This window comes from Cryobacterium sp. Y11 (assembly GCF_002929535.1).
GTDB lineage: Bacteria > Actinomycetota > Actinomycetes > Actinomycetales > Microbacteriaceae > Cryobacterium.
Genome location: NZ_PJJO01000037.1, coordinates 17,240 through 30,594, shown reverse-complemented (window position 1 = coordinate 30,594; position 13,355 = coordinate 17,240). Strand labels below are relative to the sequence as shown.

Annotated in this window: 15 protein-coding genes and 1 pseudogene; 7 read left to right on the top strand and 9 right to left on the bottom strand. The window is 60.7% G+C overall.

Annotation, left to right across the window (positions count from 1 at the left end):
• From istA to CXY75_RS01120, 3 genes and pseudogenes are all read right to left on the bottom strand, one after another.
• Positions 1 to 1,292 (bottom strand): annotated as a pseudogene (gene istA / locus CXY75_RS01130) (IS21 family transposase); the annotation flags it as partial.
• An 879-nt stretch (positions 1,293 to 2,171) separates the two neighbouring features.
• On the bottom strand, positions 2,172 to 2,351 hold the full coding sequence (locus CXY75_RS01125) for a hypothetical protein (protein WP_104081040.1): 180 nt from the start codon (positions 2,349 to 2,351) through the stop codon (positions 2,172 to 2,174).
• Positions 2,352 to 2,530: 179 nt separating this feature from the next.
• Positions 2,531 to 3,562: a YhcG family protein gene (locus CXY75_RS01120; RefSeq protein WP_104081039.1), complete on the bottom strand. Its 1,032-nt coding sequence runs from the start codon at positions 3,560 to 3,562 to the stop codon at positions 2,531 to 2,533.
• Between the two features lie 584 nt (positions 3,563 to 4,146).
• Here CXY75_RS01120 and CXY75_RS01115 point away from each other — a divergent pair.
• Positions 4,147 to 4,707, top strand: coding sequence for a hypothetical protein (locus CXY75_RS01115; protein WP_104081038.1), 561 nt, complete (start codon positions 4,147 to 4,149; stop codon positions 4,705 to 4,707).
• Here the strand turns inward: CXY75_RS01115 and CXY75_RS01110 are convergent.
• The 5 genes from CXY75_RS01110 to CXY75_RS01090 all read right to left on the bottom strand — a co-directional run bounded on the left by CXY75_RS01110 (position 4,700) and on the right by CXY75_RS01090 (position 7,767).
• Positions 4,700 to 5,230, bottom strand: coding sequence for a GNAT family N-acetyltransferase (locus tag CXY75_RS01110; protein WP_104081037.1), 531 nt, complete (start codon positions 5,228 to 5,230; stop codon positions 4,700 to 4,702). The genes CXY75_RS01115 and CXY75_RS01110 overlap by 8 nt on opposite strands.
• An 89-nt stretch (positions 5,231 to 5,319) precedes the next feature.
• Positions 5,320 to 5,574 (bottom strand): hypothetical protein, encoded by a 255-nt coding sequence (locus tag CXY75_RS19640; protein ID WP_158251081.1) that lies wholly within the window; start codon positions 5,572 to 5,574, stop codon positions 5,320 to 5,322.
• 253 nt (positions 5,575 to 5,827) lie between these two features.
• A complete protein-coding gene (locus CXY75_RS01100) occupies positions 5,828 to 6,193 on the bottom strand; it encodes an SdpI family protein (protein WP_104081035.1) in 366 nt (121 codons plus the stop codon).
• 246 nt (positions 6,194 to 6,439) lie between these two features.
• Positions 6,440 to 6,928 carry a DUF1772 domain-containing protein gene (locus CXY75_RS01095; protein WP_104081034.1) on the bottom strand — a complete coding sequence of 163 codons (489 nt, stop codon included), beginning with the start codon at positions 6,926 to 6,928 and terminating at the stop codon, positions 6,440 to 6,442.
• Positions 6,925 to 7,767, bottom strand: coding sequence for an NAD(P)H-binding protein (locus tag CXY75_RS01090; protein WP_104081044.1), 843 nt, complete (start codon positions 7,765 to 7,767; stop codon positions 6,925 to 6,927). The genes CXY75_RS01095 and CXY75_RS01090 overlap by 4 nt, the downstream gene beginning before the upstream one ends.
• An 80-nt stretch (positions 7,768 to 7,847) precedes the next feature.
• Here CXY75_RS01090 and CXY75_RS01085 point away from each other — a divergent pair, with 80 nt between their 5' ends.
• Positions 7,848 to 8,849, top strand: a complete 1,002-nt coding sequence (locus CXY75_RS01085) for an AraC family transcriptional regulator (RefSeq protein WP_104081043.1) — start codon at positions 7,848 to 7,850, stop codon at positions 8,847 to 8,849.
• Positions 8,850 to 8,889: 40 nt separating this feature from the next.
• On the opposite strand, the gene CXY75_RS01080 is transcribed toward CXY75_RS01085, so the two are convergent.
• Complete coding sequence (locus CXY75_RS01080; protein WP_104081033.1) at positions 8,890 to 9,414, bottom strand: tetratricopeptide repeat protein; 525 nt, start codon at positions 9,412 to 9,414, stop codon at positions 8,890 to 8,892.
• A gap of 193 nt (positions 9,415 to 9,607) precedes the next feature.
• Here CXY75_RS01080 and CXY75_RS01075 point away from each other — a divergent pair, with 193 nt between their 5' ends.
• The 5 genes from CXY75_RS01075 to CXY75_RS20875 all read left to right on the top strand — a co-directional run bounded on the left by CXY75_RS01075 (position 9,608) and on the right by CXY75_RS20875 (position 13,011).
• Positions 9,608 to 10,720 (top strand): aromatic acid exporter family protein, encoded by a 1,113-nt coding sequence (locus CXY75_RS01075; RefSeq protein WP_104081032.1) that lies wholly within the window; start codon positions 9,608 to 9,610, stop codon positions 10,718 to 10,720.
• A gap of 684 nt (positions 10,721 to 11,404) precedes the next feature.
• Complete coding sequence (locus CXY75_RS01070; protein ID WP_104081031.1) at positions 11,405 to 11,578, top strand: CsbD family protein; 174 nt, start codon at positions 11,405 to 11,407, stop codon at positions 11,576 to 11,578.
• A 52-nt stretch (positions 11,579 to 11,630) separates the two neighbouring features.
• Positions 11,631 to 11,795 carry a hypothetical protein gene (locus CXY75_RS19960; protein WP_199182320.1) on the top strand — a complete coding sequence of 55 codons (165 nt, stop codon included), beginning with the start codon at positions 11,631 to 11,633 and terminating at the stop codon, positions 11,793 to 11,795.
• 410 nt (positions 11,796 to 12,205) lie between these two features.
• Complete coding sequence (locus CXY75_RS20880; RefSeq protein WP_134577727.1) at positions 12,206 to 12,313, top strand: AlpA family transcriptional regulator; 108 nt, start codon at positions 12,206 to 12,208, stop codon at positions 12,311 to 12,313.
• A 71-nt stretch (positions 12,314 to 12,384) separates the two neighbouring features.
• Positions 12,385 to 13,011, top strand: a complete 627-nt coding sequence (locus tag CXY75_RS20875) for an HXXEE domain-containing protein (RefSeq protein WP_104081030.1) — start codon at positions 12,385 to 12,387, stop codon at positions 13,009 to 13,011.
• Positions 13,012 to 13,355 lie beyond the last annotated feature (344 nt).

Genomic DNA, 13,355 nt, shown 5'->3' with positions numbered 1-13,355 from the left:
CCACGGTCACCATGCTCGGGCCGACACGCGTCGCCCACGCCCGGATCCTGACGCTGTCCCACTCCCGATACTTCTCGCCCTGAGGCTGGTCGGCATCGTTTGTCCGGTATTCGTTCACTACATGCTCACCAAACAAGAGGTGGCTGGTGAGTCGCTCATGATTGCGATAAATCTCCAGTACTTGAGTGGTGATGCGCAGATCCACGCCCTGCCCGATATGCGCGTAGGGGGCGGAGTAGAAATTCTTCTCCCAAACCACATGCCCGTTCTTGTGAACCCGGCGCCCCATGATCCACCTGCTGATCTCGTAGGGAGCCGACGGCAGCGGCCGCAGCAACGCCTTCTCCTCGGCTTGGAACACGCTCAGGCGGGAGCCCGCGCGTTTCTGGAACGGCTCCCGGTTATAGGCATCCATGCGCTCGCGGATCGCGACCCGCAACTCGGGAAGGGTTCCGAAGCTTCGATTGCGTAAACCTGCGATCACCCAGGTGGCCACGTGGCCACGTGCGAAACCGTGTTCTCGACGCTGGCTTTGTCTTTCGGGCGGCGAATTCTGCCGGGGAGCACCGCCGCTGAATAATGCGCAGCAAGCTCCCGGTAAGCGTCGTTCAACACGATCTCACCCTCACGCGAGTGCTTGATCACCCCGGTCTTCAAGTTGTCGGGCACGATCCGGGGAACCGATCCGCCGAACCACTCAAACATCCCCACATTGGCCAGCAGCCAGGTGTCTTGCCGCATATCCAGAGTCGGCTCGACGAACGCATACCTCGAAAACGGCAGACACGCCACGAACAAATACACCCGAGACGTCTCTCCCGTCACCGGATCGATGAGCTGCATCGTCGGGCCCGACCAGTCGACTTCGATGGTCTGCCCAGCCTTATGACCTACCCGGGACGCCGCCCCCGTGATCAACGTATGCGCTGCATATGCCTTGCAAAAACGGTCGTAACCCATCGACGGCTGCCTCTTCACAGCACACCCGTCGACGTACTCGCCATGGAGCAGCTTCAGCGTCACCCCGACCTTGGCGAGCTCTTTGTGCACCCCTTCCCAGTCGGGCTGCACGAAGACACTTTCATGCTCACCGCGACCCGGGAACAGCAACGCATACACCTCAGTATCGCTCGGCCAACGTGGCCCTCGCGGCCGACGCCGGCCTTGTCAGCGGCGTCAAACACCGCCAGCACACTCTTGCGCGACATGCCCTCCGCGAGTGCGATCGCGCGCCCCGTCATGCCCTCGGCGCGGAGTTCGAGCACCCGTTTCGCTTTTATCCTTCGTACCATTGCTAACTACTCCTTCCGCTGCGTGCCAATACACGCAGCGGAAGGAGCTAAGCAGATGGCCCCTAACGGAAATATTCGATGGCCCCCGAACACGCTACTCACCGCTTGGAGCAGCGGCCCCGAAGGTCAATAACACCGGCCCCCAGGCGAACGAATATTCACAACGATCGGCGCTTACGCGGGAGCCGGCGGGGCAATCGGCGGCCCTAATTACTGCTAGGTCGGTGCGTGTCTCCGCGGGTCTAGCGCGACTAGGCACCGGCGGAGTCGTAGGGTGGTCCGTACATCATCAGAGCAGCGATTTGTATGACAGTGAATGGCGGCTACTCATTAATGAACATCACTAAATCAGACGATTACGCCAGGCCCTCCTCACGAAAACGAAGCGCGTTAGCACTCGTACCGTTCATATCAATGGGTCTTCCGTTGGGACTCCTGACAGGTACGTCCGGACGAGGCGTCATTATTGGCGTTCTGGTCATGTACCTGGCCGGAGGACTGCCGGCAGTGCTCCTGGCCATACTTCCAAACCGACAATCTCATTTCAGCGAAACCAAGTCGCGGAAGGACTGAATGATGCTTGAGCTCAGTCGCCGAATCGGCATTTATCAAGGTGGCTGAGATCTGCCGCTGTCATTTCCAATCACGCCTGCACAAATATCGACTCCCGACTGACAGACCCGCACAATTCCTTGTGGCCACGTAAGGAAGAGCTCGACGATTGAGATGATGCGTATTAGGACGCAAAGCCCCACACGAGGCTGGCTGTCCACCAGAGCGCTTGGCTACTGGCGTGCAAATCCCGCGAACCGTTGCGAGGAAGTCTCCACGTCACTGACGATACTCACGTTGAAGCGTCACTCCCCGAAAAAGGAACATTCACTGACGGTCGCGTAAGCCGCGGCCACCAGCGATTGCCAGTGGAACCGCTGCGGCGAAAGAAACCACTCCAAGAATGCGAACGACAAGCTCTTCTGCAAACAGGATGAGAACGCCGCCCAAAAGCCACAGCACGACCGCCAGCGCAAGAAAGAGAATGCATCGTTGGGCTTTACTCACAACATTGACACTAACGACTCCCCGCGAGTTACGGCCTAAAATCCAGAAACTGCCTGTAAGCCGAACCCTCTACGGGACGCGCAGGGAACGTCAGTTGAGACACCGATCAGTGACTCAGCAGCTTTGCTGGTCGTAACGCAGTTGACTACCTGCTGCTCTATCTCTGCGTCGGCTATCGCTCACTCGGGGAAAGCATCGAGGGCGGCTGTGAGCTGTTCCGCTGGTGGGAGCATCGCACGATCCTCGCTAGTGAGCTGGTCGTAGGTATAAGCGGCAACGGCCATGGGGGAAGTGGAGCGTCCGGGTGCGTAACGAACGGTGTGATCGTTCTTGCTGCCGCAAATGAGGATTCCGACGGTTGGTGCATGGACCTGGCGCCGCAACTTGTCATCGACCAACGCGACATAGAAATTCAGCTTCCCGGCGAACTCAGGTTGGAATTTCCCAGTTTTGAGCTCGATGACGAAGTAGCGGAGCTGCTCGACATGGAAGAACAAGAGATCGATGTAAAAGTCGTCTCCGTCCACTTCCAGATGCACTTGACGTCCAACGAAGGCGAAACCGGGACCCAATTCCCTCAGTGTCTCCACAATGCGGTCCATAAGAGCCTGTTCCAGGTCTCGTTCGGCTACCTCGCCGGAGAGTCCCAAAAACGCAAAGGCGTACGGGTCCTTGGCTACTTGTTGCGCCAGTTCTGAGTCCGCGGCGGCTAAATGCTTCGTAAAGTTGGACGGGGCCGTCCCGGTGCGCTCCATCGAGCGGTTCATCATCATGTTCAGCAGCACGTTGCGGGACCAGCCGAATTCTACGGCTGCGGCCGCGTACCAGTCACGATCTGGATGTGTTTCTGCCTTGTCCAGAATGGTGCGGATATGTCCCCACGGCAATTGCGCCACAAGCTGTGGCACATTTGGTCCAGAGCCCCAAGCGCTGGCCATGGTCCGCATGTACTGCAGGTTGCGCTGGGAAAATCCCTTCATCTGAGGAAACTCCGCACGCAGGTCATCGGCCAAGCGACGAATGACACCGGCACCCCATCCTTGGCTTTCCTGATGCTCCAGTATTTGCTGACCAATACCCCAGTACAGATCGATCAGTTCCGAGTTGACCCTGCGCTGAGCAGTAAGCCTGGCTTCACGTACCCGATTCTTCAGCGCTGCCAAGACCTCGGCATAGTCGTCGGGAAGAGTAGAAAGATCACCAGAAGCCATCCACCAAGATTACCCAAACACTCCTCGAGCAGAGCGTTGCCTCCCTCCTGTCAGTGTCGGGAATCTTCTACGTCCATCGGCCGCCGTCCGTCCGTAAGGGGAACCCTCTACGGAACAACGCCAGCTCCTCACCGTCACGGTCGTGACGATTCGTCCGTCAGTCCGGTATCACTCGAAAGAACAGTAGGCAGGGTGAGAGGCCCCTCATCCTCACCGTGAGGCGACGACTTTTTTCCCATGTCTCACGTGTCAGCCGCAGTCGGTCAGACGTAACTGCTCGTCCATCTAGGACATCCCGGGAGATTCCATCGTGATGGTACCCAAGCTTTCGCGACACGCCTTGAAACGCTGCATTGTCTTGGAAAACTTCAGAGATTGCATCGCGGGCTCCGAGTCCAGCGAACGCGAACAGATCCCAGTCCACGAGCTGGCCTGTTTTTTGTGGAGTCACCCCAGGACTTGACCCGGTACTGACGTTAACGGTCACGCTGGCCTCATTCGCCTTGACAAATTCCGGGCGACCAAGCCAGACTCAAACGGTAAAGCGCCATCCTCCATCGATCATCGAACAAAGGTTGTCATACATGTCACGCCTCACTCGAACTCGTGCGATCTCACTCTCTCTCGCCCTCGGCCTGGGCATCGCCGCCCTTGGTGCCGGCCCCGCATACGCTTCAGACTCAAACGACATGCCCGACCGAGGTGGTACCTCGCAGGGCGCCCAAGTTTACAGAGTCGACCTCAACGAGTTGAACAGCTCCGGAGTCGAGGGCCGGGCCATCCTCGTCCTCAAGGGCGACACCCTCAAGGTGAAGATCCGCGCTAAGGGACTCGTTCCAAACGCCCTGCACCCGCAGCACATCCACGGCCAGGACGGCAACGTCAACGCTACCTGTCCTCCGGCCTCCGCCGCCGGGCCGGACGGCATTCTCGACCTCGCAGACGGCCTGCCCTCCTACGGCCCCGTTCTGCTGCCGCTCGAGGCATTCCCGACGGCCGAAAACGGCACCATCAACTACAAGGCCACGTTCACCGTCAACGGCGACCTGCTCGACCTTTCGGACGAGGCGATCGTGCTGCACGGCGGCTTCGTCGGATCTGAGTACGTAGCTACTCTTCCCGTGAGCTGCGGCGAGATCAACTAGCAGACACGCCTGAACCGCCCCCGCCGAATGTTGGCGGGGGCGGTTCAGGCGTGCACGGGTTCTGGCGTGCGGGTCGGAGTTTACCGGCGACCGGGTTGTCTCGCGGCGAGTCGGTATACAGCGGGTGCAGGAGCGCGGTCCTGGCTTCGGTGCCCAGACCTTTACCGTGATGTTCGAGGCCGAGCCAGGATTCAGTCTTCACTTCGCGCAGGATTGGGAAGTCACGCCCACGGAGAGCAACCATGCCGATAGGTCGTTGCTCGTGAAAAACAGCCAGTTCCAGTGCCCAGGCATCCGCGCTCCAATCGCCTCGACGGCTCCAATGCTGCTTCATGACGTGCACGATTCGTTCAGGCGGCGGTAAGTCTGTCCAGGGCATCAGATAGGGCTTCTCATCGAGCTCGTGGATGCCGCCGGCGGCGACAACGGCGACCTCGGTCAGCTCGTCATCCGTTGGTACTCGAAGCTCGAGGCGATCCGTGGTCAGGTGCAAGCCAACGAAAGACCAATTATCAATAAGCATGAGAACAGTGTGGCCACTTCGTTATGCAGACGCCAACACGGCTCGATGGGCGGATCCCCGGTGCCACAAGGGCACGTCTTGCGGGACGCCTAGGCGGGAATGCCCTGGCGTCCCGCTGCGGCCAAGGAGCGCGAACGCGCATTTCCGGTGGCGATGAGGACTCCACCAACGGATGCAACGGCGGCACACACGAGGAATGTGATCGTGGTGGCCCAGCCAGGGCCGGCCATCACAAAGCCCTGACCGTCTGCACGCTGCCAGTTACAGGCTCGCCCCAACGGCCACCAGGAGAAAGATCCCTGCACCCGCACGGCTTCCGACGTGACCGCGAAAGGGGCGGACACCCGCCGTGGTCCTTCCACGAGGCACTTGTAATCGAGTCCGCCGTACGTGGCGGACAACCAAGCCAAGGCGACTACGCAGAGAGCAGCGATAACACCGACCACGATCAGAGAAATGCCGATAGACCGCGTCAGTGCCATCCTGCTTTTCATCCTGCGCCGACTCTACTCCAGTTCCTGCCCGCCTTCGCCTTGTCATGGATCCGCAAGGGGAACCCCTAATGATCCCTCTCCGGCTGGAGGAGTTGTACCCGTGCTAATCGCCGTCGGATAGAGCGCGTGCGGCGCGGCTTCCTACCGAGGCGCCGTAGAGCGTGAAGGTGATCATGCCAGCGGCATCGATGAGGATGGATGTGAGCATAATCGGCACCGGGACGGGGAGGACGGACGGCGCGGCGGAGGCAATTGAGCACCAGCCCGCCCATTGTATTGGCCGTTTTTCTGCCATATGTGCGGCGAGCCACGCGCTGTCGCTTGCCATCGTCACGGGAAGGCGTATACCAGCGAGCTGATTGCGTCCAAGACGTCCGCTGGCTGCAGCCTGCGCCATCCACAGCAGAAGAACGCCACTGCCCACCATGACCACGAATAACACCACTCTGACAATCGCCTCTTCGCCCATAGCCTCACTCTATGATCTGCGTCTTCCACTCGCCAAAAGGAAGGTGCGCCCGCAAGCCGGACCTCCAGCGGCACGCCGCAGCATTGAATTACAAGCTCGGGTCCGCTCCCGTTTGCGGAACCCTAAACGAGACAGGGTGCTCGTCAGACGATCCGCATGCGAGAAACGAACGACATTCGATCACACGCGAAAGCGCGCAGGCCCGGCCCGTCTTCAGACGATGCATGGTGAGAGTTCGCGCTCTAGCTAAAGGCGTTGGACCAGTGACGAGGCGAGCAACGCCGAGCCGGTGATCGCCAGCACGGCTCGAGTCGTGTTTGCAGGACTCCAACCTGCGTCGAAAGATCGCCATGCGTCAGCGGCGTCCCCCTCGGATGGCCTGATCCGGGCCAGCGCGTTGTTCCGCGGCACGTTGAACAGGATTGTCGTGACGAAGGACGCCACTGTTAGGCCTGCGCCGATGACGCGAACGGGAACTATTCCGGCGCTATCGTCCTGGAGCAGAGCGGTGACGGCTGCCGCGCACGCGGCCAGGGCGCCCCCGAAGAAAACGATCATGAAGGGAGGACGAAGGGCTTTTTCGTTGACTCGTCGCATCACGGCCACGGCCTCAGGGGCCGAACGAAGGCGCAGGGCCGGAGACACGATTGTGGCGAACGTGAAATAGACCCCTCCCGTGACACCAGCCCCGACCGCCGCTACGACCGTCACGACGGTGCCGAACAGTTCGGTCATGCGTGAGCCGCTGATCTTTCGTGCCACAGGCCCGTTGCGGCAACGCGCCGCGCATAAAGCGCGAAGTCGGTCGAAGGCCGGCCGAGTGCGATTTTCAGGTCCTCGGTCAGCGATGCATTGCGGCCATCGAGCACGTCTTGGAACAAGTCAGCGAGCGGTTCTGCTTCAGGAGCGGGAATGCCGTCCAAAGCAACATCCGCTACAAACTCCGCCGGGGTGCTCGGCTGGTAGCAAATCTGTCGCCCGGTCGCATGGGACAGTTCGGCCGCGACGTCGGCCATTGACAGAAGTCGCGGTCCGGTGATCTCGTAAACGCGACCGGCGTGTCCCGTCTCGGTCAGCGCGGCGGTTGCCAGATCGGCCAGGTCATCAAGATCGACGAGCGGTTCCCGTACGTCACCGGCTGGAAGTACCAAGCGGCCTCGTTGTACCGGGCCGAGTAGGAAATGCTCGCTGAAATTCTGGGCGAACCACGACGATCGCACGATCGTCCAATCGATGCCGGACTGTTGGATCGCACGCTCGCTGGCGCGTGCGCCCTGTTCGCCGCGGCCCGACAGCAACACAAGCCGGCGCACCTGATGAGCGCTCGCCCGATCAGCAAACTGTGCAATGAGGTCCGAGACGCCAGGGAACGCGAGGTCGGGGGAATAGCAGACATATGCCGCGCCAACGCCGCTCAGCGCGGCGTCCCAGGTCGATGGCTGAGCCCAATCAAACGGATGCACGGACCGCCTGGAGGCCACCCGTGCGGACACGCCGCGAGATCGAAGCCGCTCGGTAATGCGACGGCCGGTGCGGCCGGTCCCGCCGAGAACAAGAACTGGTGAATTCGTCATATCCATAGCCAACATGTCATTGAGTAGATGGTGAATAGCTGATCGAGTTGATTACATTCGTGATCGTCTACTGTGAGGGTGTGGACGCACTCACTCATCTCCTCAGCGGCCCGCACGCACAGCGGGCATTTGCGTTGCGCGTCGTCATGGACCCGCCATGGTCGATCGATGTTCAGGATCGCGCGCCACTGACTCTTATAGCGATACTGTCCGGCGAAGCGTCTCTGGTCACCGAGCGGGCGCAGGTCAGCCTGAAACCCGGGGATATCGCCATCGTGCGCGGACCGGAACCGTATCGTCTTGCCGACGACCCCGAACGCGAAGGGCTTGTCGTCATTCACCCCGGACAGGTCTGTTCGACTCAGGGCGGCGACCACGTCAGCATCAGCATGGCGCAGGGCGTGCGCACCTGGGGAAACTCGCCCACGGGGGCGACGACCATGCTGATTGGTACGTATGAATCTGACGCTCAGATCGGCACGGTAGTCGCTGCGGCACTGCCTGTAGTCGCGGTTATCCCCGCGGGACACGTTGACGAGGCGTTGGTGCGCCTCCTTCGCGATGAAATCTCCGTTGACGCCCCCGGGCAGGGCGGCGCAGTCGACCGACTCCTCGACGTCCTACTCGTGGACGCTCTTCGTGGCTGGGCGCGCGAACACCCTGATTCCGGCTCCGGGTGGCTCGCCGCCGCCCGCGATCCTCTCGTGTCTGACGCCCTGAGACTCCTGCACGACGCACCCGGCGCGCCCTGGACCATCGAATCGCTCGCCCAACAGCTAACCGTCTCGCGAGCAACACTCGCGCACCGTTTTCGCGCGTCAGTAGGCGAACCTCCGATGGCCTACTTCACCCGCTGGCGGATGCTCCTGGCCGGCGAGCTGCTTTCCGACCCCCGCAGGACAACCGCAGACATCGCCCAACAGGTGGGCTACGGCAGCCCCTTTGCCCTCAGTACCGCCTTCAAACGCCACCACGGCGTAAGCCCCACCGAATACCGACGCCACCGACAAACTCCTCCAGCCATACGAGCTGGCTCACCGAAGCCGGCCCTTGCTCCACGCCGATCGAGCACGAGATGTTGAGGCAGGCGTTGACCCACCCGATGTGTCACAGGGGAACCCTCTACGAGACGAGGGGCGTCACCCTTGGGGAGGAGTCCGATTCTGTGCTGGGCAGTTCGCCCGCATATCCGCGCAAGGACCTCTGGTAACTCTCCAGGGTTGGCACGAGAGCGAGTAACGCGGTCCGGAGGGCGTCTCCGTAGCGCCCCTCGTCGTACAACGCCAGTGCCAGAAATGCCTGGCGCGCAGGTTCATCAACGGCAGACATCGGCGCCGCTTCAAGCATCGATACCGCTTCTGTCGATTCCCCCACGTTGCGCAGCGTGCTTGCCAATTGAATGAAGACTCGCGTCGCCCGTTCCCCTTCGAGCCCTGCCTCGAGCGCAGCTCGATACAGCGGGATCGCTTCAAGCTCCAACCCCAGAGAATCGTATACGCCACCCATCTCGAACATGGCAGCAGCATCACCGGCCGGGCGATCCGCTACGAGTGATCGCATCCTTGATATTGCGTTCTCCGGATCTGACTCGTCGAAATCATGCTCGTAGAAGTCGTCGATTTTCTGGTCCCAAGCCGCATCAATCATAGGTTCAGCCTCCCATAGGATCGATTGAATTCCTCTAACTGCTGCCGCTCGTACCGTCCGTTCGCCGTGCCCATATGCGGAACGATGACCGGGCAACTCGAACGGAGTGCACTGCCTGGAAATTCCCCGGTTCGGTCGGTACGGTAACGAAGCAACGAACGCCCGGTGGGCACGGTGATCGAATGGAACAATAATGACAGGCACCACGCTGGCACCAGTTATACACACGGCGTGGCAGCTGAAATCGCAGATAACCAGGTCGCGCATGCTGCAGGCCGGCAAAGCCGCAGTAGCCGTCGGTATTTCATGGTCAATCGCTCCGTACTTGCCCGGGGTCGCCGACAACTACCCCTACTACGCACCTCTCGGCGCCCTCGTGAGCATGTATCCCACGCTCATGGGCTCGGTTCGGAATGCTCTGCAGACCCTCGGCAGTCTCGCAGTCGGAATTGTGCTCGCCGCGGCTGTGCTCGTCTTCAGCCAGCCGAACGTGGTGACGATTTCGGTCGCCGTCGGCATCGGCGCGCTGATTGCCGCGACAGGGTGGTTCGGCAACAACCGCGAATACATACCCGTGACGGTCTTGTTCGTGCTGATCGTGGGGGGGCCCGATGCCGACTCTTACTCCATCGGCTATGTCGTGCAAATCAGCCTCGGCATCGTCGTCGGGCTCCTGATCAACATGTTGGTCTTTCCCGCGCTGAACCTCAATGCCGTGGGCAAGAACCTCTCGAACTATCGCTCAGCGCTAGCCGATCACCTATCCGAGGTCGCCGAAGTCGTGGCCGAGAACTGGCCACCGGAGCGGGAGGGCTGGGCATCGCGCAATGACTCGCTCGTCAACCTTTCCAGCGGGCTGCGAACATCGCTGCAGCAGGCCGACGAAAGCCGCAAAGTCAATCCGCGGGCTCGAATCCACCGCCACCGAGACCTGAGCGCCGACTACGAGGACCTTGCTGCGCTCGAAACCATCGCCTTTCACGTGAGGGACCTCACGGAGGTGCTGGCCGGGGCAGTGTGGGGCACCCCGATCCAGGTGCAACTGAGAGAGGATTTGCGCCCGTCGGTGAGCCTGGCGCTTGACGCGCTGGCTGCGGCGCTGCGTGATTGGGATTCGGGAAATAAGGATCTGACGGCGCACTCCGCTGCTGCGGATGCGGTTGCGTCCCTCATGGCCGAGCTTGACGACATAAAGGACTCCACTCCGGCGACGTCGATGGGGGCCGCGATATCCATCGCGATGGATATCACCCGGGCGCTCGCAGCCCTACTCTCCCGCCTCGAAGGTCCGGCGACTGATGACTAGTTGCGATGCCCTGACGCCAGGGCATTTTGACTTTCGCATCGTTCCCTGGCTAAATGACTATTCGCTTCGATGGGCACCACCTGTGGTGCGGGTGAGCACCACTGTTCAGATGCGTGATTCGCACTGTTCAGCACCATTGTCGGTGTCATTGAGCGCACTTCCGGACGATCGGCGGCTCTGAACCGCACAATTGGGTGGCTCTCACAGCCTCAAATAGTCAGTGGTGCTGAGCCACACCACGACTGGGACTCTGCGCCACGATCAGTGGGGCTCAACCGCACGATCGGGTAGGGCTCAGAAGCTCTAATACTCAGCTAAATTCAGTAGCATTTGTTGCCCCATCGTTGCTCATTGCCAATGCGGGTATTTTCCCCGTAGTAGCGCTGGGTGGTAATCCTTCGATTCCCGGGCGAAGTACGGGCGCGGGCGTTCGCACAGAACGGCTGTCGCTGGTCTACAATGACGGCATCCCTCCGCGCCCGGTCCCGGCCGCTCAACGCGCCACGCTCGCTCGCATGGGCGGGATTCTCAGCACGGGGTGCGTCACGACCGCGGTGCCGGTGTCCAGCTCATTGTTGCAACCCTGGCGCGAGAGTACCGTCATCGGAAAGAGGCTCGTCCGGAATGCTGAAGATCCGATTAGCCGGCAACCTCACTATCTTCGAGTGACGTGAGGTGGAAACAATGAGTGAGGCCGACAAAATCAGGAACGCGGCTGAAAAGGCCGGGGGAAAGCTCAAGGAGAGCGCAGGCCAGATCGCGGGGGACAAGTCGCTCGAGACCGAAGGCAAAACTGATCAGGCCAAGGCGAGTCTCAAGCAGGCCGGCGAACATGTGAAAGACGTGTTCAAGGAATAGCGAACGTGCTCCGCATGCTGGGGGGTCCGGGGAACATAGGAAAGGAAACACCATGAACATGCTGTTTATCGTCGTCGCCATCATCGCGGTCGTCCTCCTGCTGACTGGCGGTTTTGTGCAGTCGCTGAATTTCTTATTGTGGGTTGGCACCATCCTCTTGGTGCTTGCGGTGATTGCGTTCCTGGTGCGTTCGATGTCTGGTCGCCGAGGCGCGTAAAGGACAGCGCTCAAAGTGGTTCGCATGGTCATCCTTTAAGGCCTAAACCTTCGGGGGTCGCCGGTACAAAATCTGTCAGCCCGACCACAGGGCCGTTCGAGAAACTCTTCACGACACGACACGACACGGTCCGGTCGAAACAAAAAGAAATCGCTCCCGAGGCTTCTCAGGAGCGATTTCTGGTTTAAGGGGTTTCCGGGACTTTTTTGGTTACGAGATTTGATTGTGTCATCACTACGTGATCATTTTGACCCTTTCGGGGCCGCTGAGCCGGACCTGTCGTCCGAGGCGCTGAGGTCGGTTTCGGTCCCTCCCGATCGTCCGGGATCGTCTTGCGCACCTTCTGGATATGAGCATCCACGACGACTACCCAACTTCTCCTCCCATCGACGACTGGGCTGGAGCCTCTGATGGACGTCCACGAGCTGGCGGCATACCTGGGCATCCGGATCTCCACGGTCTACGACTGGCGGGTTCACGGCAAAGGCCCCACGGCCTACCGGTTCGGCAAGACCTGAAAAGCGTCCCGTAAGCCGGACGTCCAGCGGGCGCGTTCATACGTGATTCAGCTCAAGTCGCTTCGCGGAGCATGTTGCCCGTAAGTGGAACCCCCTACGGGGCTTCAAACGTGTCACAAGATTTTGGGCGGCGCCCGTTGAAGGGCTTGGGCTGCGGGGCCCGATATGATCTTGTTGTGTCGAGCGAGCTAACTGGAACCCGAATCGCTGCGGTGGCACTCTTCGTCGCTTGGCTTGTACACGATGTAGAAGAGGCGTTCACTTTCCCGGCCACGTCCAGGCTGCTCGCCGCACGTTTGGGCACCGGCCGAGCGGTAGTTTCTCCGGCGCAATCTGTACTCGCCATCGCGCTCATGGGAGTGCTTGTTGGCGCGGCCTGCGTTCGCGGCGCACGCACCCAAGGGAAGTCGCGTCTTTATCGGGCGGTGTTGGCGGGATTGGAAGCTCATGTGGTCACGCACGTCGCGACTTCGATCTCCTTCACGAGCTACACCGCTGGACTCATAACGGCACCCTTGGTGATGTTGCCCGGGGCGCGAGTAGCTCGGGCTGAACTCCGTCGAGGTGGCTCGCCGCTCCTGCCGTCTGACACCGTACGTGGCGGTGCGCTTTTGTTCGCCGCGGCCATAGTTTCACATGTCGTTTCACGCCTCGTCCTCGGAGCGGGTTACCCGCGGGTACGAATCCCACGCACGTAGCAAATCCGGCTTCGGCGTCAGCCAAACCTCACTCGGGCATCGTCCGCTTACCCAATTTTCGGGGCACTTGTTCAAAGCCTGCAGGAGCGAACGGGACAGATGCGAGCGCGCGCGTGAAGCTCCCAGACGAGAACGCCCACCGAGCAGACAGGCACGCCGCAATTGATCGCTATTTCGTCTCACGGCCGGCAGGAGAATTGCAAGCCCGCAAGCCGAACCCTCTTCGGGACGAGACGCCGTCCGTTTCTCGCACCATTGGTGGCCCGACCAGTCTCGTTATCGGCAACGCAACAACTCGAGACCAGAGAGACGGAGGGGATATTGCGCCGAGTTTGATCCTCTGC